This is a genomic window from Streptomyces olivaceoviridis (assembly GCF_014650115.1).
In the GTDB taxonomy this organism is placed as follows: Bacteria; Actinomycetota; Actinomycetes; order Streptomycetales; family Streptomycetaceae; genus Streptomyces; species Streptomyces olivaceoviridis.
In genome coordinates, this window is record NZ_BMUI01000005.1 from 184,367 (window position 1) to 204,738 (window position 20,372).

Genomic DNA, 20,372 nt, shown 5'->3' on the forward strand with positions numbered 1-20,372 from the left:
GCATAGCTGACGACGTACACGGCCGAGAACACCTCCGCTCGTGACCGCGCGGAGGTGACCTCGCCGATGGCGCGGAGATTGCCGTTGCAGGTCAGGCCGACGTCCGACCCCGCCACGACGGCCCCGCACCCGTAGACGACCGGGGACGGCAGGGCGATGGCCACGGCCAGTCCTGCCGATCCCAGGGTCAGCAGGACGGCGCCCAGCAGCATGGCCCGCCGCACCGAGTGCCGGGCGGACCACACGCCGCCCACACCTCCGGCCAGGAACAGCGCGGCGATGTCGAGCCCGCCTGTGGCTGCCCAGGTGACGTGGAGGACACCGGCGACCACGGAGGGGGTCAGGGCGAGGAACAGCCCGGTGAGGGACCAGCCCGCCACGGGGGCGGGTACGGCGGCCGGGAGCCGGGCGGGATCCGCACCCTCGGGCGGAGCCGGATCGGCCCGCCCTTCGGCCGTGGGACCGTCTCGGAGAGGTATCACACCGCCACCGCGAGGAGCAGGAAGACGCAGGTGAGGACGGAGAAGACGTAGGTGTCCGGGTGGGCGACCGATTGGACCAGAAGTCCCACCACGGCGGCGCCGACGGCCAGGCCCGCGCTCGTTCCGACCGCCGTCACCGTGGTCCCCGCGTGCGGGCGCCCCACGAGGGAGAAATCGACGAGCCCGGCGGCCGGCCCTCCGAGGGGCGGTTCCGGTGGCGACGCCAGTCCCAGCGCTCCCGGTACAAGGGATAGACCGGCGAGGGTGCGCTCGCGGTCGCCATCAGTACGACGGTGGTGACCGTCGGCACGCTGAAGGCGGCACGTCGGCTCGGACGACGAGGAGTGCGGCGATGACGCGGCGGTCGCACCGCTTCGGGCCCGGCCGCTGCCGGGTCACCGCGGCCAGGGAGCGTCGTTGATGCGCTCGACCATGGACGCACGGCGGAATCCGGGGACGAAGTGTTCCAGGATGTCCGCGTTGATGGTGCCGTATGTGGTGTCGGGGCGGTCTTTGAGGCCGTCGAGGAATGCCAGCAAGAATTTCTTCTTGAAATCCCCGCGCGGATGAGCGGTGACGATCTCGTCCAGCTGGTCGCCTTCCAGTCTGTCCATGCCCCAGCCGATCGCGTCGGTCAGCACGCCGTAGTCGGTGGCGGCGATCTCGGGGCCCATGCGGCCGGGGATTTCCGGCGTCGGGTGCAGGGCTATCGCCAGCCAGACCACTTCGGCGGCGCTCTCGGAGAACCCGCGGTCGAGCAGGAACTTGCGCGCGTGGTCGGCGCCGTCCACCTCGAAGCGCTGTTGTGTGTCGGAGAACGGGATCAAGAGGCCCGTGTCATGGAACATCGCGGAGATGTAGAGCAGCTCGGGGTCGGGCCGGAGGTCCAGCTTCCGCGCGTGCAGGGAACCGAGGAGGAATACCCGCCGGGAGTGGTGGAAGATCAAGGGATTCGTCCGCTCCCGGAGGAATTCCGTGGCCTCCGCGACAGCCGAGGTCTCGGGTATTTCCACGCCTGCGAGGATGTCGGTCATGGTGTCCGTGCTTTCCGGTGCGATGTGCTACGAGTGGAGCGTGCGTCCGTTCTCCACGGTGCCGACCATGCGGCCTCCGGCGCCGCCTCGGTCCGGCCATGAACCACTCGGATCCAGTCACCTCAGGATGGCTCTGTGAGCTCCGACACGCATCGTGTAGCGATCCTCGTCTACGACGGGGTCAAACTGCTGGACGTCGCCGGCCCCGCCGAGGTCTTCGGGGAAGCGAATCTCCTCGGTGCCGACTACAGGATCGCCCTGATGTCGACGACGGGCGCCGATGTCGCCTCCTCGGTCGGCATGCGGATCGCCGTCGACGGCAGCGCCGCCACGGAGCCGGACCCGGACACCTTCCTGGTGCCGGGCGGAGACGCCTACCCCAGGACCCCGGTCACGCGCGATCTGGTCGAAGCCGCCAGGGATCTGGCGGTCCGTTCCGGCCGGGTCGCCTCCGTGTGCTCCGGTGCCTTCGTCCTGGGCGCGACGGGCCTTCTGGACGGCAAGCGGGCGACCACCCACTGGAAGATCGCGGGGGAACTCGCCGCCCGGCACCCGAAGACCCGCGTCGAACCCGACGCCATCTACGTGCGCGACGGCACCACGTACACCTCGGCGGGAGTCACCGCCGGCATCGACCTGGCGCGCGCCCTCGTGGAGGAGGATCACGGTCCCGACGTCAGCCGGGAGGTGGCCCGCTCCCTGGTGATGTACCTGCAACGGGCGGGCGGCCAGTCGCAGTTCTCCGCTCCCCTGCAAGGGCCGCCGCCCCGGTCGCCCGCCCTGCGCAGGGTCGTCGACCTGGTCACCGCGGATCCCACCGGCAACCACTCCCTCACCGAGCTCGCCGGGCACCTCCACCTCAGCACGCGCCACCTCACCGAGCTGTTCCGGGAGGAACTGGGCACCACGCCGGCCCGGTACGTCGAGTCGATCCGGTTCGACATCGCGAAGTCACTGCTCGACCAGGGGTACACCGCGACGCAGGCGGCCTCCCTGTCCGGCTTCCCCGGTTACGAGAGTCTCCGCCGCGTCTTCGCGCGGGAGTTGTCCATCTCCCCCGCCGCCTACCAGCGCCGGTTCGCCACCGCTCGCCGCGCACAGGCCGAGTAGCGGCCGACCCGTACACGTCGAGGCCCCGGGCTCGGGCCTGCGTGCGTACGTCCGTGGCGAGGATGCCGGTGGTTGACGATTGAACGAACTCGTTTAAGATTCACCTATCGCGTCGATCAACGCGTCCGCACGGCACCCGTACCCCTGGGTGACCTGCGTCCGCCACGGCGCACCGCACGTATTCCCAGGATCGGAGACGACTCCATGACCACCCCTGTCCGCCTCGCCGTCATCTACTACTCCTCCACCGGCTTCTCGGCCGAGATCGCCAAGGAGATCTCGGAGGCGGCCGAGAAGGCGGGCGCCGAGGTGCGCCTGCTGAAGGCCGCCGAGCTGGCTCCGGAGGCCGCCATCGCCTCCAACCAGGCGTGGGCCGCCCACGCCGCGGAGAGCGCGGGCGTACCCGAGGCCACGACCGCCGACGTCGAGTGGGCGGACGCGATCGTCTTCGGCACCCCGACCCGCTTCGGCAACATCTCGTCGCAGCTCAAGCAGTTCATCGACACCCTCGGCGGCCTGTGGGCGCAGGGCAAGCTGGCCAACAAGGTCTACAGCGGCTTCGTGACCACCGCCACCGCGCACGGCGGCCAGGAGTCCACGCTGCTCGCCCTGTACAACTCCATCCACCACTTCGGCGGGATCATCGTGTCCCCCGGCTACACCGACCCCGTCAAGTTCGTCGACGGCAACCCGTACGGCACGTCGCACGTCGACGCCCAGGGCAACAACCCGGTCGGCGAGCAGACCCGCAACGCGGCCCGTCACCAGGCCGAGCGTGTGGTCCAGGTCGCCGCCGCCCTGAAGGCCGGCCTCGCCTGACACATCTGACGCGCGGCTTGCCACGTGTGAGCGCCGCGCGCGACCGGGCGTTCCTTCCACGAGATGTCGCGGAAGGAACGCCCTACGGCGTGGCGCAGTGAACACGCGTCCGCGGGTCCGTACGGCGTGAACGCGGTGGAGGGCCGGCCGCCCGGTGGCGTGGGGATCCGTACGGGAAGCCTGCCGCTGAAGTCGACCTGTACGGGTGCGAGTTGGGCCACAGCCCGGCCGTCTGCGGTGAGGCCGGCGGTTCTCCCGTGGCAGCGAAGGACACCCCGAAAACCCAGGCCGGCTGAATCCGGTGAAACTCGGTGGCTCTTCGGGGCAGGCTCCGCGTACGTTCGGCCGCATGACCGACGCATGCTTCGCGCATCCACGACTCGCCGCGATCTACGATCCGCTCGACCCCGACCGCGGTGATCTCGATGCCTACCTCGGGATCGCGGAGGAGTTCGGGGCGCGCCGGGTACTGGACATCGGCTGCGGCACAGGGGTGTTCGCTCTGCTCCTGGCCGAACGCGGGATCGAGGTCGTCGGCGTCGATCCCGCGCGGGCTTCCATCGACGTCGCACGGGCCAAACCGGGCGGTGACCGCGTGCGGTGGTTCTGCGGTGACGTGACGGCCCTCCCGTCGCTCCAGGCCGACCTCGCGACGATGACGGCGAATGTCGCCCAGGCGATCGCCGATCCGCGTACATGGCAGATGACGCTGCGGGGAGCCCACGCGGCGCTGCGGCCCGGCGGGCACCTGGTCTTCGAGACCCGTGATCCGGCCGGACGCGCCTGGGAAGAGTGGACCCGCGAGAACTCCTTCCGCGTGACGGAGATCCCGGGTGTCGGCTCCGTCGAGAGCTGGGTCGAGCTGATCGAGGTGAGCGGGCCTCTCGTGACCTTCCGTGGGACCTACGCCTTCGCGGCGGACGGTCAGGTACTGACGTCGGACTCGACCCTGCGCTTCCGGGATCGGGACGAGGTCGAGTCGGACCTGGTCGCGCACGGCTACGTGGTGCGGGAGGTCCGCGACGCACCCGACCGACCGGGCAGGGAGTTCGTCTTCCTCGCACAACGCCCCTGATCCCCGGGCAGACCTGATCCTCCTGGCATGAGCAGTGACGACGACGTCCTGTTGGCGGAGCAGAGGGCCTGCTACCGCGCGGCGGCGGCCGAGGTGCCGGCCGTCGCTCGTGCGTGCGCTCCCCTCCCCGACGTCCGGTTCCTCCGGCCCGCTGCATCCGACCGTCGCCTGCTGAGGCCTCACACGGTGGCCTCCAGCGGCAGGTCCGGCAGGGGGTAGCGGGCGCACAGGCTGGTCACGTCCGCGCGTGCCTGGGAGCGGACGGGCTCGTCGAGGTGCCAGGTGTGGGTGTCCGTGGCCCGTACGGAGGACAGGACGCGGTCGACCAGCGCGGCGCACTCGCGGACGGCGTCGGTGTCCATGCCGCGTGCGGCCAGGTGGTTCGTGCCGAGCCGCAGACCGCTGGTCACCCGGGGGCCGTGCGGGTCATCGGGGATCTTGTTCTTGTTCACGATGATTCCGCAGGACTCCAGTGCCTGTTCCGCCACCAGTCCGGTCAGTCCCTTGCGGCTGACGTCGATGAGCACCATGTGGTTGTCGGTGCCGCCGGTGAGGACGTGGTAGCCGGCGGCGGACAGTGCCGCGGCCAGCGCCGTGGCTCCGGAGACGATACGCCGGGCCAGTTCCCGGAATGCGGGCTGTGCCACCAGTGCCAGCGCTCTGCTCTTGGCGGCGACGGCCTGGAGTTGCGGGGTGCCCTGCACATAGGGGAAGACCGCGCTCTGAAGGGTCTCGGCGAGGGTCTTGCGTGAGCCGGGTACGGGGGTGTCGGCGTCCCTGCCCATCAGGACGAGGCCGCCACGGGGGCCGTAGAGCTGCTTGTAGGTGCTGGTCGTGGTCACGTGTGCCACGTCGACGGGGCTGGGGTGCAGGCCCGCCGCGACCAGGCCGGAGATGTGGGAGATGTCCGCGAGCAGGAAGGCTCCCACCTCGTCGGCGATCGCCCGGAACCGGACGAAGTCGATCTCGCGGGGGTAGGCGCTCGCCCCGCAGACGATCAGCCGGGGCCGGTGTTCCTTGGAGAGGCGTTCGACCTCGTCCATGTCGATCCAGCCGGAGGCGTCGGTGCCGTAGCCGATCGACGTGAAGTAGTTGCCGGACACCGAGGCGCGCGAGCCGTGGGTGAGATGGCCGCCCGCGCTCAGCTCCATGCCGAGCAGCACGTCACCGGGTTGGAGCAGGCTGAACATGACGGCCTGGTTGGCCGTGCTGCCGGAGTGGGGCTGGACGTTGGCGTACCGGGCGCCGAAGGCGGCCTTGGCACGGCGGACCGCCAGCCGCTCCACCTCGTCCACCACCTCGCAGCCCGCGTGGAAGCGGGCCCCGGGGTACCCCTCGGTCGTGACGTTGCCGAGGACCGTTCCCTCGCAGGCGGTCACGGAGGCGGGCGCGACGCTGGACGCGGCGATCATGGCGAGGGTCTCGGACTGGCGCCGTTGCTCGCGCTCCAGCAGGTCGTACAGCTCGGGGTCCTGGTCGTGCAGCTGACGTAAGCCGAGCTGCGCATAGGTGGCCAGAGGGCTGGAGGACATGGTCATCGGCTACCTCCTCGTTCCAGGAGGCCGGCGAGGGCCGGCTCTTCGGGGCCTTCGGCCATCTGATGCAGCGCGGCCAGCACGTGCTGGAGCAGCTCTTCCGCGGTTCCCCGGCCGTACCGGGTCTCGTCGACGACGACCTCCAGCAGCCGGCCGCGACCGCGCGGGTCGTCGATGACCTCGACGCGGACGGGGAAGCTCGATGTGTCCCTCAGGTCCTCGTCGGTGGTGACCAGGCCGGTGTCCAGGAGCCGGTCGCGGACGTGGAAGTGGACGTAGTTGAAGACGGTGGGGAAGGGGATCCCGTCGAGCAGCGCGCGCACTTCGGCGTCCGGGAAGCGGCGGTGGCCCAGCAGACCGTTCTCCGCCTCGAAGGCGCGCCTGGCCACGGTGTGCCAGGACACCTCGGCCACGTCCAGGCGCAGGGGCAGGGTGTTCAGGAACAGCCCGAGGGTCAGTTCGCTGCCCACGGTCTCCGGCCGGCCGCTGACGGTCAGCCCGACCGTGACCTCGGTGGCGCCGGCCAGGGCTGCCTGGACCGTGCAGTCCGCGGCCAGGTACAGGCTCTTCACCGGAATGCCCCACTCGGCGCCGAGTTGCTGGATGCGCCGGATGTCGTCGTCGGGGATCCGGGCCGTGGCTTTGCGGTAGGGGTCGCCCGTGCCGTCACCCCGCTCCGGCAGCGTCGCCGCCGGCCCGGTGCCCAGGTCCTCGAAGAACCGCCGGGACGCGTCGTTCCGCAACGCGGCGCGCTCCAGGCGTACGTACTCCTCCGCGGGCGCGGGTTCGGCGAGTTCGAGGTTCTCGCCGCGCAGTACGGCCGCGTACAGCCGGATCAGCTCGCTGGCGAGGACGGTCTCGCTCCAGCCGTCGAGTGCCGCGTGGTGGAACGCGTAGGCGAGCTGGAATTCCGAGGGGCCCGTGCGGGCCGCGTGCACGCGCCACAGCGGTGCCTGCTCGGGGTCGAAGGGGGCGTGCAGGCTCCGCATGACCTCGTCGTACCGCTCGGCCTTCGCGGCCGGGCCGAGATCCGACCAGTCCGCCAGCTCCACCGGGACGTCGACGTCCCGCTCCACCACCTGCATGGGCTCGCTGAAGGTGGTCAGGTCGAAGCGGGTCCGCAGCATCGGGTGACGCAGGGTGACGCGGTCGACGGCCCGTCGCAGCGCGGACGGGTCCAGCGGGAGCGTGACCGCGCGGGACACCACATCGATGTAGAGGCGGCCCCCGCTCAGCAGGTTCTCGTAGATCAGGCCGAGTTGCAGCCGGGTGGCGGGGTACGCCGTTTCGGCGCTGTCCGGGACCAGCGCCCGGTCCTCGGGGGTGAGAAGCTCCTCGCTCACTCCCTCTTCCTGCGCACCGGTCGTGGAGCCGGTGCAGGCGCCACGTGGTGTGGGGTTCTTGAACAGGTCCAGGAGTGTCAGTCGCAGCCCGCGTTCCTTGGCCACGCCGACGACCTGGACGGCGAGGAGCGAGTCCCCGCCGAGGGAGAAGAAGTCGTCGTCCGGGCCGACGCCGTCGACTCCGAGGATCTCCTCCCAGACGCGCGCCAGGACGGCGGCGTCGGAGATCCCTCCCTGCTGGGGCGACGCGTCGGTGGCAGTCTCACTCACTATCCGTTCCTTCTTCTCGTGGGGCGTACGAACTGTGGTGGGGGTACGGAACGCCGTGGACGTACGGCCGTGCTGAAGGTGCGGGGCTGTGCTGGACGTACGGGGGTGGGCGGATCGGCGTCACAGCCGGCCGAGTTCGGCTCCGGTGACCGTCCGGACACCGGGCTCCCCGGGGAAGGCGAAGGTGAAGCGCAGCCTGGACTCCACGTCCTTGAAGGCCGTGGCCAGTTCGGCCAGTCCGGTCGTCTCGCCGATGACGACGTCGAGTTCCCGTGTGTGCACGCCGCCTTCCAGCCGGGCGCCCGGTCGGGCGTAGGGACGGTAGAGGGTCACCTCGGGCAGGGCCCGGATCTCGTCGGTGCCTTCCACCGCGACCAGTTCGCAAGCGTCGCGGGGAGCGGGATGGATGATCTGGTAGACCGTCCGGCCGGGGGGAAGCGGAGGGACGTCGACGCGCTCGCCGAGGGCGATCCGGCCGGCCAGCTCGATCAGGTCCGTGCCGATGGCCCGGCGGGAGAGTTCGTTGATGCCGCCGCCGAGCCGCCCGTTGACCTCGATGAACCGGGGCCCCTCGGGGGTGAGTTTGGCCTCGGTGTGGGTCAGGCCCGTGGTGATGCCCAGTGCCGTGACGGCCCGCCGGGCCAGGTCGAAGACCTGCTCCGTCTCTTCCGGGTCCAAGGGCGAGGGCCAGAACCTGCCGGTCTCCCGGAAGGGGGGCACCATGGGGAACTTGCCGGTCACGGCGATGTCGGTGACCTCCCCCTGCTGCACGAGCTGCTCGATGGAGACGTAGTCGCCGAAGGGCGCGCAGTCCCGCCCCACCAGGTACTCCTCCAGTACGAGGGCGCCCTCGGGGTCGTATCCGGGGGGCCCCGCGGCCAGGAGCCGTTCGACGGTGCGGCGGCCGTCGGCCTCGTCCTCGATGAGGAAGGTGTTGCGGCTGGCACCGCCGAAGGCGGGCTTGAGGACCGCGGGAAGACCGACGTGCGCGACCGCGTCCGCCCACTGCCCGACGGTGTCGATCCGGTGGAAGCGGACCGAGTCGACTCCCGCCGCGCGCAAGGCGCTCCGCTGGTTCCACTTGTCGGTCAGCAGCGCGGTGGTGGCCGGTGAGTGCTGCGGCAGCCCCAGCCGGTGGGCCAGTTGGCCGGTGAGGCGCAGCGCCTTCTCGCTGAACGTGACGATGCCGCCGGGGCTGTGCGCGCCGAGCTGGGCCACTGCCTGGTCGAGGTCGTCGATCCACACGATGGGCGCGAACTGGGCGAGCAGCGGCTCCATCCCCCGGGTGTGCTCGTTGCGTTCCGCGGCGAAGACCCACGCGGCCCAGTCGCCCAACCCCACGGCGATGTCGCCGGGTTGCGCCGCACCGAAGTCGTACACCACGATCAGTGGTTTCACCGATGCTCCTTTCGTGCCCGGTCGCCGTCCAGGACGGTGTGGATCAGCTCGATCACGCGGGTCAGGTCGTCCCGGAAGTAGAAGTGGCCTCCGGGCAGGGTGCGGGTGGTCAGGTCCGCGGCCGTGTACTCGGCCCAGGACTCCAGGTGCTCGGCGCGCACCCAGGCGTCGTCCGCGCCGCCGATCGCGAGCAACGGGCAGGAGAGGACGCGGGGTTCGGGGGTGTGGCGGGCCAGCATCAGGTAGTCGGCGCGCAGGACGGGCACGATGAGGTCCAGGACGGCGGAGTCGTCGAGCAGCTCGGGATCGAACGTGCTGTAGCGGGTGATCTCCTGGATCCACTGGGCGTCGGTCATGGCGAGGACCTGTCCGGCGTCCAGGCGGGGCGAGGACGGTGTGCGGGCCGCGGACGCGACGAGCAGTTCCACCTCGCGGCCCGCGTTCTCCAGGTGTACGGCCAGCGCGTGGCCGAGCACACCGCCGAGGCTGTGGCCGACGATGACCACCGGTCCCGTGGAATGCCGCTGGACCGCCCGGCCGGCCTCGGCGGCCAGCTCGCCGAGGCTCGTCGGCAGCCCTTCGGCGGCGCGGGGGCCCCGGCCGGGATACTGGAGGACGAGGGCGCTCTCGCCTGCGCGCAGGAGGTGTGCGGGCCAGTCGCCCATGGAGTAGGCGCTGCCTCCGGCGAACGGGGCCAGGACGTAGGTGCGGGTGCCCGCTGCCGCGCCGTAGTGCCACAGCAGCGGGGTGGGTTCGGTGCGTTTCACGACGCGGCGGGCGCCACGGACTTGGGGCGGATGTCGGTCCACACCGTCGCGACGTGGTCCAGGCACTCCTCCCGGCTGCCGCTGAAGCCGGTCGTCCTCCAGCCGGCCGGCAGGGTCTTGGCCTCGGGCCACAGGGAGTACTGCTCTTCGTCGTTCACCACAACGGTGTAGGTCATCGGGTGGTCTCCTCACTGGTCGGACGAGGGGATGCGTCGGCGACGGCGGCGCGCAGGGCTTCGGCACAGGAGGCGACGAGCGCGCTCCTGCGGGGTGCCGCACAGACCTCGCCGCTGAAGCGCCACAGGATGCGCAGACGGCCGTCGACGATGCTGGGGTAGATCTCGATGGGGTGGGAGCGGGGCATGTCCGCCGGCCGGTCGTCCCCGGAGATGTCGATGCGTACGTCCGCGAGCGGTCCCGGCGTACGGCCCTCGCCGTCGCCGTCTCCGCCGTCGCCGTCCGCGTGCAGATACCCGGGTTCTCCCCAGTAGTTGAAGAGCACCTGGGGCGCGGGGATGGCGGCGATCCGGGCGCGCAGCGCCGGATCGGGGTGGAGGTGGCGCAGCAGGTCGTGGTCGATGCCCCGGCCCGGGATGTTCCTGACGAGCTCGGCCACGGCGCGGGCCTGTCGCACGTCGGAGGGGTCGGTGGGCATGGGCAGGGCGAAGGGGTAGGCGGTGTTGAAGAAGCCGACCGTGCGGCTCAGGTCGACGTCGTCGAACAGGTCTTCCCGGCCGTGGCCGCCGAGCTGGACCAGGAGGTCACCGGCGGGGACGCCCAGCCATTCCCGGAAGCCCGCGCCGACCGCGGCCAGCAGGCTCTCGTACACGGTCAGTCCGCGGCGTGCCGTTCCCTCGACGAACCGGCGGGTGAAGTCCTCGTCGAAGGTGGAGGTGTGTTCCCGTGTGTTGCCCTCGGTCCCCGGGGAGCCGGCGTCCGTGACCGGCACGCAGCGGCTCCAGTCGCGGGTCAGCCAGTACTCGGTGTTCAGGCGCTCCGGTTCGTCGCGTACGAACTCCACCAGGCGCCGGGCCCATTCGGTGTAGGGAGTGCCGACGGGGTCCAGGGCCTCGGTGCCGCCGTCCCGCAGGATCGTGGAGAGGTCCTCGGTGATCACGTTCCAGGAGTAGAGGTCCACGACCGCGTGGTGGACGACCATGACCAGCCGGTCGTGCTGTCCTTCGGGGAGCCGGAGCAGCCCGGCCCGGCACACCGGGCCCGCACGAAGGTCGAGGGCCGCGTGCAGCCGGGTCGCCGAGGCGTGCATCCGGGATTCCAGCTCGTCCGCCGCCACGTCCCTCAGGTCGAACTCCGTGAGGGGCGGGGGTACGTCGGAGACGGTCTGTGCCAGTGCGCCGTCCACGGAGTCGATGCGGGCGCGCAGCATCGGGTGGCGCCCGGCCAGCAGGTGAACGGCGCGTTCGGCCTCGTCGGTGGTGACGGGACGCCGTACGGCGTAGAGGACCCCGTGGTTCCAGTAGTCCGGGCGGGGTACCCGACGGGCGAAGAAGCTCCGTTGGGCGGGGGTGAGCGGGGCGGGCGAGGAGTCCGTGCCGGTTCCGGGGCGTGGGGCGGTTCGGCGGCCCGTGGTGCCGGCGGGCCGTCGTCGCGCGACCGCGGCCAGTTCCTGGACGGTGCGGTGCTCCAGCAGGTGCCGGGGGCGCAGTTCGATGCCACGGCGCCCGGCCGCCTGGACGATGCGGATGCCGGTGATGGAGTCACCGCCCAGCGCGAAGAAGTCGTCGGTGACACCGACGCGTTCGAGCTTGAGGACGGTGGCCCACAGCTCGCACAGATCGGCTTCGAGGGACGTGCGCGGCGCCGTGTACGCGGCGGTCGGTACGGTCCGCTCGGCGGCGCGGGCGCGCAGCGCCGCGCGGTCCACCTTGCCGTTGCGGTTGCGGGGCAGCTCGTCGAGTGTCAGCACCTCGTTCGGCACCATGTACGCGGGCAGCCGGCCGGCGACGAACTCCTGGATCTGCCGGTCGGTCGGGGCGTTACCGGGCGTGGGCGTGACGAAGGCGACGAGCCGTTCCAGGCCGTCGTCCTTGAGGAGTTCGACGATGGCCCGGGCCACCTGCGGGTGGCTCTCCACGGCGTGCTCGATCTCGCCCAGCTCCACGCGGCGTCCGCGCAGCTTGACCTGGTTGTCGGCCCGGCCGAGCAGTTCGACGGATCCGTCCGTACGCCACCGGCCGAGGTCTCCGGTGCGGTACATGCGCCGTCCCGGTTCGGTGGCGAACGGGTCCGGCAGGAACGCGCCCGCCGTCATCGCGGGCTGGCCCACATAGCCGCGGCCCACGCTCTCGCCGCCGATGTACACCTGGCCGGTGACGCCCGGGGGCACGGGTTGCAGATCCGCGTCGAGCACATGGACGCGGACGTTGGGCAGCACCTTGCCGATGGAGGTGTACATGCCCTCGTCGGCGGTGACGGGGCCGCCCGTGCTGTCGTCGGCGACCTCGGCGGGTCCGTAGGCGTTGAGCAGTTCCACGCCGGGCATGACGGTGTGCCACCGGCGGGCCAGTTCGCCGCTGAGCGGTTCCCCTGTGGCGATCAGACGGCCCAGGGTCGAGCGGACGGCCGCGGCCGAGTCGGGTGCGGCCTCGAAGTGCTCCAGGAGCACGGCGACGAAGGTCGGTACCAGTGCGAGACAGCCGAACCGGTGCTCCACCGCCATGGCGGCGAGTGCCGCGGGATCGCGCACCACGTCGTCGGGGACGACACAGACCGTGGAGCCGGCCGTCAGGCCCGCGAACATCTGCCAGATGGACAGGTCGAAGGTGAGCGGCGCGGTCTGCGGCACCTCCACACCGGGGCGCAGGCCGTAGTCCGGCACCCGGGTCGCGAGGAGGTTGAGGAACGAGTGGTGCTCGACGCCGGCTCCCTTCGGGGTGCCCGTGGAACCGGAGGTGAAGATGATGTAGGCGAGGTCGGTGGGCGCCGCCGGCGGGCCGAGGAGTTGCGCCACCGTCTCGGGGGCGTGCGGCCCCGGGGTGGACTCGGCCTCCTTGCGCAGGTGTTCCGGGAGCAGCCGGGGCGCGTCGAGGTCCTGTGGGAGTTCCACTTCCGGGCCCGCGACGACGACTTGGGCGCCGCGCATCAGCCGGTCCCGGCGCCCGGCGGGCATCGTCGGGTCCAGGGGGACGTACACGCCGCCCGCGAAGAGGACACCGACGGCCATGACGAGGAACCACGCGCTGCGCTGGGCGACCAGGGCGACCTGGCTCTCCCTGCCGACGCCCGCCGCGCGCAGGTTCAGTGCGACGGCGGTGGCGTGGGAGCACAGTTGCCGATAGGTGAAGGTATCCGTCCCGTCGTGGATCGCGACGGCGTCGGGGCGTTGTGCGGCCTGGGCCAGCAGGAGCTCCCGGTAGGGCCGGCTGTTGTCCAGGGGGGCGGTCTCGTTGAAGGCGGTGAGCACTTGGTGGCGGGTGGGCTCGTCGAGGACGCCGAGGTCCGCGAGACGCCGGCCGGGGTCGGCCAGACCCTGCTCCAGCACGGTGGCCACGCCCGTCGCCAGCGCGCTCAGCCGTGCGGCGGGCAGCAGCCGCGAGGTCACGGTGACCTCCGCGGTGCCCAGGCGCAGGGACGCGGCGGCCTCGGCGGTGGGGCCCCCGGTGTCCGGTCCGTCGACGCCGACCGTGAGCACGATGTCCTCCTCCAGGAGGCCGCGGTGCGTGCCCGCGTCGACATCGCCGTGTTCGAGGATCTGCGCGGCCAGGGACCGTACGCTGCCCAGCCACTGCCGGAAGGTCGCCGCGGGGTCGGGGCGCAGCAGTGCGGGCAGCCCGTGCTCCAGCGGGGCACCGGCCAGCAGGGTGACGGCACCTTCCGCGCCGAAGCGGCGCAGTACGAGGCCCGTGGCGGCGGCGACGGCGGTCCAGCGCAGGAGAGGCTCACCGCCGGTGACGCGGTCGAGGTGCGCACGGGTGGCGGAGGTCAGAGGAGCGCGCGCGGTGGTCGGTGCGCCGGGCGTGGTCTCGTGCGAACCGCCGCCCAGGGCCTGCGCCGTGGCGAGGGAGCCCGCGCGCAGGTCGTCCCGGTGGCGCAGCCAGAACTCGCGGGAGGCGAGGCCGGCGGAGTCGGTGGTGGTGTTCACGTGGGGGTTCTCCTCTTGGCAGACCTTCGGCCTCAGAACGTGAAGTCCGGCACGTCCGGCGTTCCGACTGTCCGGGACGGCGCGTCGAACAGGTCGAACAAGGTGGCGCCGGGGCCCCGCTCGGCCAGGTTGCGCAGCAGCGTGCGGTACTCGTCGAGCCAGGCGGCCACCGTCTCCGGCCGGAACAGGTCCGTGGCGTACTTCAGGCCGGCCCAGAGGGCGTCCCCGTACTCCATGACCGACACGCTGAGCGGGAACGTGGGCGCCGCGGGGTCGACGTCGAGCAGTTCCACGGCCGGGCCTTCGGGGCCGAGGCCGCGCAGGGGCTCGACCGCGTTGTGGAAGCTGAAATTGGTGGTCGCGGCGGGTTCCGCCGAGTGCGGCCGGGCGATCCGTACGATCCGGTCGGCGGGCAGGTCTCCGTGCGACAGCGCGGACAGCTGGGCGTCACGGACGGCCGCCAGCAAGGCGGAGAACGGCTCCTCGGGGACCAGGGCGGCCCGGATCACGACGGTGTTGGCGTAGCAGCCGATCACGTCGTCGTGGCCGGACACCCGGCCCGTGACCGCACTCGCGACGGACACGTCACGACTGCCGCCGATCTTCCAGAGCAGCGCCATCCATCCGGCGAGCAGCACCATGTTGAGCGTGCCCCGCGCCTCACGGGCGAGGGCGCGCAGCCGGGCGGCGAGTTCGGGCTCGATCGGGAACGGCAGATCGGCACCCCGGTCCGGGAGCCGGGAGGGATCTGCGTCCGCGACGTCGGCCGGCAGTGTCACGGCAGGCACTCCGGCGAGCCGTTTCCTCCAGAACTCGACCAGCTGCCGGCCGCGTTCGCCGTCCAGCAGCTCCCGCTGCTCCCGGACGTAGTCGAGATAGGTGCGGGCGGGCGCGGGTCGGTCGGTGTCGCTGCTCAGGTCGTCCATCAGGATCCGCCACGACCAGCCGTCGAAGAACAGGTGGTGGAAGGTGAGCACGAGGACGTGCTGGTCCCGGTCGCCGAACCGGGCCCGCACGAGCTGGTAGCGGGCCGGTGTGTCGCCGTAGAGGTCGAGCGGCTCGGCCACCAGGTCCTTCAGCCGGGCCAGCAGCCGGTCGCGGCCGTCTGCGGCCGTGGTCCCGGGGAACTCCAGGGTGAGGCGCTCCAGGGTGAGCCGGGCCTCCTCGGGCGGGCTGATCACCTGCACGGGTCCGTCCGCGCCGTCGTGCAGGGTGACGCGGAGCATGGGGTGGCGGCGTACCAGTGCTTCCAGCCGCCGGGTCAGCCGCTGCGGATCCACCGGGCCGTCGAGGAGGAAGGCGCTGGCCACGTTGTACGCGGCGGATTCGGGGGCGAGTTGGACGGCTGCCCAGATCGCGGCCTGCTGCCCGGAGAGCGGTCCTTCGGTCGCGGCGGGGACGGCGGTCTCGGCGCTCCCGCCGGTCGCGGTGACGGCGCTCCCGCCGGTCGCGGTCACGGCCGTTCCGCCACTCACGGTGGCGGCGCTCCCGCCGGTCGCGGTCGGGGCCGCCGTTCCGACCGGGGGTTCCGTACCGAGCGAGGCCGCCAGTTCGCCCAGGGAGGCGAAGTCGAAGAGGTCCATGACGTCGAGGTCGGTGCCGAGCCGGTCGTTCAGCCTGGTGATCAGTTGGACGCCGTTGAGGGAGTTGCCGCCCGCGTCGAAGAAGTCGTCGTCCAGGCCCAGTCCGGGCTCCTTGAGAACGTCCCGGGCCAGTTCGAGCACCAGGGCGGCGGGTGTCGTGTCGGTGGCGGTCCGCTCCGGTTCGGCGTCGGCCGGGGCGTCCGACGGGCCCTCTGCCACCGGGGCGGCGAGCGCGGTGTCCGGCCAGCAGTGCTCCTCGGCGAACGGGGCGGTGGGCAGCTCGATCCGGCGCCCCGGCCCGCGCCCCAGGCCGGTGTGCCAGTCCAGGGGGAACCCCCGGCGGTGGCAGGCGGCGAGCAGTTCGGCGGGAGAGCGCGGGGTCACGGTCTCGAACCGGGAGCCGGCCTCCTCACGCAGCAGGCGCGAGAGGGCGCTGTCCGGTGCCAGGTCGACGACGACGGTGGTGCCGGCGAATCCGGCGAGCGCCGCCCTGAGCCGGCCCGCGTCGGGTGCCGTGGTGTGCGCTTCGTCGTCCGCCTGGGCCAGGGCGGTGGGCAGGTCCACCGTGCCGCGTGCGTACCGGTCCGCCAACGCCCCTGTCCCGTGGGCCAGTACGAGGTCGGGAGTGACCGCGAGATCGGCGAGGAGCGCCCGCACTCCCGCGAGGCGGAGCAGGTGCCGCTGCCCCGCGGTCCAGCGCTGGGCCGGCACGTGGCGCCGCGCCTCGTCCAGTACACGGGCGAAGCCGGGGAACGCCTCCGCCAGGTCCGACAGGTGGGCCGCGTCAAGGTCCGCGGCCGTGTCCCGGGGGGAGCCGAGGGCCAGGACGAGAGGGGCGCGGACCGTCGTTCCGGTGCCGGCCTCGTCGGTGGCCGCGGGGTCCGTGGCGGCCAGGAAGCCGTCCAGCTCGCCCAGCAGGTGGGCGGTGTCGGTCACGGCCCAGGCCCGGCGGTGGGCGAAGCGCTCCCCGTGGTCGCGCCCGAGCGCCAGGACGTCGGCCGCGTCCGCGAGGGGAAAGCGCCGCGGGTCGGCTGCGACGGCCTGCCGGAGCCGCGCGGCGTAGCGCCGCAGTCCGGACGCGTCGCGCGCGGACAGTACGACGACGTGGTCGGTGCGGCCCGGGGCCGCGGGCCGCACCGCCGGCCGGGCGGCGGTGCCCTCCTCGACGATGACGTGCGCGTTGGTGCTGCTGAGGCCGAAGCTGCTCAGGCCACCGCGCCGTGGGAGGGCACCCGTCGGCCACGGTTCGCACCGGTCGGCGACGCGCAGCGCGGTGCCGTCCAGGCCGAGCAGCGGGTTCGGCGCGGTGAAGTGCGCCGTGGGGAAGATCTCTCCGGCACGGAACTGCGCGATGATGCGCACCAGGCCCGCGAAGCCCGCCATGCAGTCCAGATGACCGAAGTTGCCCTTGGCCGAGGACACCGGGAGCGCGGTGGCCCGGACGGTGGCCGGGAAGTCCGCCGCCACCTCGGACAGCGCGGCGGCCAGCCCCTGGATCTCGATCGGGTCGCCGATCCGGGTGCCGGTGCCGTGCGCCTCGACGTAGCCGATGGTCGCCGGGTCCACGGCGGCGTCCCTCAGCGCCGCGGCGATCACCTGGGCCTGGCCCACCGGGCTGGGCGCCGTCAGACCGTTGCTGCGCCCGGCGTCCTGGTTGACGGCACTGCCACGGATCACCGCGTGCACGGTGTCACCGTCACGCAGCGCGTCCGCCAGCCGCTTGAGCAGGACGAAGCCGCCGCCCTCGCCGAAGGTCGTGCCGTCCGACTTCTCGTCGAACGGGCGGCAGCGGCCGGTGGCGGAGAGCACCCCCAGGCCGTCCGCGCCCTCCGGCCGGGACGGGGGCCGGCCCAGGACGAGTTCGTAGCCGCCGACCAGGGCCGACGCGCACTCGCCGTACGCCAGTTTCCGGCGCGCCTCGTGCAGCGCGACCAGGAAGGAGGAACAGGCGGTGTCCACGACCATCGCGCTTCCGCGCAGATCGAGGTGGTAGGCGATGCGGCCGGCGGCGAAGGCCCGGATGCTGCCGGTGAGGGCGGCGCCATGGCGGCGGCCCGTCTCGTCCAGCAGCTCGTACAGGGTCGGTTCCGGTCCGCCGTACCCGGCGGTGTAGACGCAGACGTCGTGGCCGCGCAGCTCCGCCGGGGCGTAACCGGCATGGCCGATCGCGCGCACGGCGAGCTGGAGCATCTTGCGCTGCCGGGGGTCGATCAGCTCGGCCTCGGCGCGGGACAGGCCGAAGGCACGGTGGTCGAAGCCGGTGATGTCGTCGATCCAGCCGCCTTCCTGGTCGCTGTCGGAGCGCATGACCCCGGTGGCCCGGGCACGGGCGGCGGGCATCGGTCCCAGGCAGTCGCGTCCCGCGCGCAGGATCTCGGTGAGCGTGTCCCAGTCGTCGCACTGGGGGAACTCGAAGGCCAGGCCGACCACGGCCACCGCGGTGGTGTCGTCTTCGGTGTCCATGGGGCCCTTCACAGCTCGACGGTCGTGGCGGACGGCTCGGTTCCCCGGGCGTTCCCGCCGTCCAGGGCGGCGGCCAGCGTGGCGACGGTCGGATGCTGGAAGAGCTGGTCGATGGTCATGGCGGGGTAGGTGCGGCGCAGGCCCGCGAAGACCCGCAGCGCCTTGAAGGAGTCTCCGCCGATCTCCATGAACCGCTCGTCACGGCCGACTTCGGGCCGTCCCAGCGCGGAACTCCACAGCGCGGCCACGAATCGCTCGGTGTCGGTGCGCGGGAGGTCGCCGGCGGGCCGGTCGGGGGCGGCGGGGTGCGCGGCCGTGGCGCGCAGGGCGGCGAGGTCGGCCTTGCCGTTCACGGTGACGGGGATGGCGGGGACGATGCTGATGCGGCTCGGGACGAGCGCTTGCGTCAGGCGCTCGCGCAGGTGGCGGGATATCTCCTCCGGTGTGATCGCGGAGGCCGTCACGACGTAGGCGACGAGTTCGGTGGGTGCGTCGGGGGCGGGTTCCTCACCGACGACCAGGGCCTGCTGGACGCCGGCCACGGTGAGCAGCGCCGATTCGATCTCGCCGGGCTCGACGCGGTTGCCGCGGACCTTCAACTGGCGGTCGGCCCGCCCCAGGTACTCGTAGACACCCTCGCTGTCGCGGACCATCAGGTCGTCGGTGCGGTAGAAGCGTTCGCCGTCGGCGTCGCGGACGAACTTGCGCGCGGTCAGCTCCGGGTCGCCGCGGTAGCCGTGGGCGAGGCAGCGGCCTCCTACGTAGAGGATGCCCGGGGCCCCGTCGGGCACGGGCTCGCCGTCCTCACCGAGCAGGCGCAGCGAGACACCGTCGATGGCCTTGCCCACGGGGATGCGGGCTCGCCGGGTGTCCTCCTCCCGCACATGGTGCAGCATCATCTCGATAGTCGCCTCGGAAGGACCGTAAGCGTTGAAGACATGCAGGTCCGGGCGGGCCTTGAGCATGGCGGCGGCCAGCCGCGGCGGGAACGCCTCGCCCGCGACGACGGCCATGCGGCGGGGCAGCAGCGACGCGATGTCCCGCTCCGCGGCCAGCGCCTCCAGCAGGGAGGGGGTGTAGGTGACGGCGTCCACCGGGTGCTTGTCGAGTTCGGCGGCGAGGGCGTCGGCGTCGAGCGTGGTGTGGCGGTCGTAGATGTCCAGACGGGCACCGCTGAGGATGGCGCCGAAGGCGGAGATGAGCCCGAGGTCGGCGGCGAAGGTCGTGGCGATGGCGAAGCTCCGCGGGGTCGTGATCGGCGCGAGGTAGCGCCAGAAGCCCACGTGGTGGTTGAGCACGGGCCCGTGCGGAACCTCGACCGCCTTGGGCACGCCCGTCGATCCGGAGGTGAACACGAGATACGCCGAGTCCTGCGGCTGGGTCTCGGGGGCCGGCTCGTACGGAGCGGTGGGCAGCGAGCCGTCCAGCACCCGCAGCACGGGGGTCCGTCGGGGTAAACGCGACCGGTTGCGCTCGTCCACGAGTACGGCTCGTGCGCCGGTCGCGGTCAGGAGTGCCGCGATCCGGGTGTCGGGGTCCGTGGGCTCCAGGTGCACGTGCACCGCGCCGGCCGACCACGCGCCGAGGATGGACACCACGGACCACACCGAGCGGTCCACCAGGGTGGCCACCACGTCTCCGCGTCCGATGCCCTGCTCCCGCAGCCAGGACGCCAGTCCGCCGGCGGCCGACGCCAGTTGCCGGTAGCTCAGTTCGGTGTCGCCGTGCCGTACGGCTGGGCGCACCCCGTACCGCTCGGCCACCTCGTGGAAGAGGGAGGCGACCGATCGGTGGTCGGACGAGAACTCGGACGGAGGCGTCAGTGGTGCGGCGTACACGAGCGCTCCTTAGCTGGCCGGGGTGGCCGGGTGGGAGGTGTGAGGACGACAGCCGGGGTCCCTCCGGGGGGAGAGAAGATCTTCGGCCGAATTCGCAGGACGGCGTGCGAGCTCGATGGAGAACTTTCAGCCATCGATGTCCCGGACGTGCGCAGCCGGGACCAGCAGCTTCCAATGCCGCCGCATCGGGCAGTAAAGCACGGCCATCCGAATCACGCCAGCACTGATCATCTTCTGGCTGTTCGCTTTCCCCGAAAAAACTGCTTTCAATCATCCAATCCATAAAAGAGGAAATGCCCTTCTTGCCCACTTTACCCGGAACGTGAAACGCTTTGAAAAAGTTGCCCGCCGTACAGACTTGAGTTAGGCTCTGCTCGTTTGATCAAGGAAACGGACAGCGTGAGCCTGCAGATCCGAACTCTTCCTCCCCGGTAAGGCCGGGTCGAGGGAGTCGGCGGTACGAAGGCCGGAAGAGACCCTTCCGCCCTTGTCGCGGTATGCACGGAGGGGGATCCTGTTCAACGTGTCGGATCACATCAGCCCGGTCATCGAT

General features: G+C 71.9%; 13 protein-coding genes. 3 read left to right on the forward strand and 10 right to left on the reverse strand.

The window, feature by feature from the left end; translation table 11 throughout:
* Window positions 1-478 precede the first annotated feature (478 nt).
* Together IE273_RS12155 and IE273_RS12160 are read right to left on the reverse strand one after the other, a co-directional pair.
* Window positions 479-619: a hypothetical protein gene (locus IE273_RS12155; RefSeq protein ID WP_189815145.1), complete on the reverse strand. Its 141-nt coding sequence runs from the start codon at window positions 617-619 to the stop codon at window positions 479-481.
* Window positions 620-877: 258 nt separating this feature from the next.
* On the reverse strand, window positions 878-1,516 hold the full coding sequence (locus IE273_RS12160) for an HD domain-containing protein (protein ID WP_189815146.1): 639 nt from the start codon (window positions 1,514-1,516) through the stop codon (window positions 878-880).
* 135 nt (window positions 1,517-1,651) lie between these two features.
* Here IE273_RS12160 and IE273_RS12165 point away from each other — a divergent pair, with 135 nt between their 5' ends.
* From IE273_RS12165 to IE273_RS12175, 3 genes are all read left to right on the forward strand, one after another.
* Complete coding sequence (locus tag IE273_RS12165; RefSeq protein WP_189815147.1) at window positions 1,652-2,626, forward strand: GlxA family transcriptional regulator; 975 nt, start codon at window positions 1,652-1,654, stop codon at window positions 2,624-2,626.
* 204 nt (window positions 2,627-2,830) lie between these two features.
* Window positions 2,831-3,445, forward strand: coding sequence for an NAD(P)H:quinone oxidoreductase (gene wrbA / locus IE273_RS12170; RefSeq protein ID WP_103815451.1), 615 nt, complete (start codon window positions 2,831-2,833; stop codon window positions 3,443-3,445).
* A gap of 349 nt (window positions 3,446-3,794) precedes the next feature.
* The gene (locus tag IE273_RS12175; protein WP_189815148.1) at window positions 3,795-4,520 is read left to right on the forward strand and encodes a class I SAM-dependent methyltransferase; all 726 of its coding nucleotides are present in this window, start codon (window positions 3,795-3,797) and stop codon (window positions 4,518-4,520) included.
* Between the two features lie 179 nt (window positions 4,521-4,699).
* Here the strand turns inward: IE273_RS12175 and glyA are convergent, their stop codons facing one another.
* The 8 genes from glyA to IE273_RS12215 all read right to left on the reverse strand — a co-directional run bounded on the left by glyA (window position 4,700) and on the right by IE273_RS12215 (window position 19,819).
* Complete coding sequence (gene glyA, locus IE273_RS12180; protein ID WP_189815339.1) at window positions 4,700-6,052, reverse strand: serine hydroxymethyltransferase; 1,353 nt, start codon at window positions 6,050-6,052, stop codon at window positions 4,700-4,702.
* 2 nt (window positions 6,053-6,054) lie between these two features.
* Complete coding sequence (locus tag IE273_RS12185) at window positions 6,055-7,668, reverse strand: condensation domain-containing protein (protein ID WP_189815149.1); 1,614 nt, start codon at window positions 7,666-7,668, stop codon at window positions 6,055-6,057.
* 120 nt (window positions 7,669-7,788) lie between these two features.
* The gene (locus IE273_RS12190) at window positions 7,789-9,066 is read right to left on the reverse strand and encodes an ATP-grasp domain-containing protein (RefSeq protein ID WP_189815150.1); all 1,278 of its coding nucleotides are present in this window, start codon (window positions 9,064-9,066) and stop codon (window positions 7,789-7,791) included.
* Window positions 9,063-9,833, reverse strand: a complete 771-nt coding sequence (locus IE273_RS12195; protein WP_189815151.1) for a thioesterase II family protein — start codon at window positions 9,831-9,833, stop codon at window positions 9,063-9,065. Before IE273_RS12195 ends, IE273_RS12190 begins: the two co-directional genes overlap by 4 nt.
* Entirely contained in the window at window positions 9,830-10,009 is a 180-nt protein-coding gene (locus tag IE273_RS12200) for an MbtH family protein (RefSeq protein WP_014670462.1), read from the reverse strand. The genes IE273_RS12195 and IE273_RS12200 overlap by 4 nt, the downstream gene beginning before the upstream one ends.
* A complete protein-coding gene (locus IE273_RS12205) occupies window positions 10,006-13,935 on the reverse strand; it encodes a non-ribosomal peptide synthetase (protein WP_189815152.1) in 3,930 nt (1,309 codons plus the stop codon). The genes IE273_RS12200 and IE273_RS12205 overlap by 4 nt, the downstream gene beginning before the upstream one ends.
* A 32-nt stretch (window positions 13,936-13,967) precedes the next feature.
* Window positions 13,968-17,981, reverse strand: coding sequence for a condensation domain-containing protein (locus IE273_RS12210; RefSeq protein ID WP_189815153.1), 4,014 nt, complete (start codon window positions 17,979-17,981; stop codon window positions 13,968-13,970).
* Between the two features lie 8 nt (window positions 17,982-17,989).
* On the reverse strand, window positions 17,990-19,819 hold the full coding sequence (locus IE273_RS12215) for a non-ribosomal peptide synthetase (protein ID WP_189815154.1): 1,830 nt from the start codon (window positions 19,817-19,819) through the stop codon (window positions 17,990-17,992).
* Window positions 19,820-20,372: the final 553 nt, after the last annotated feature.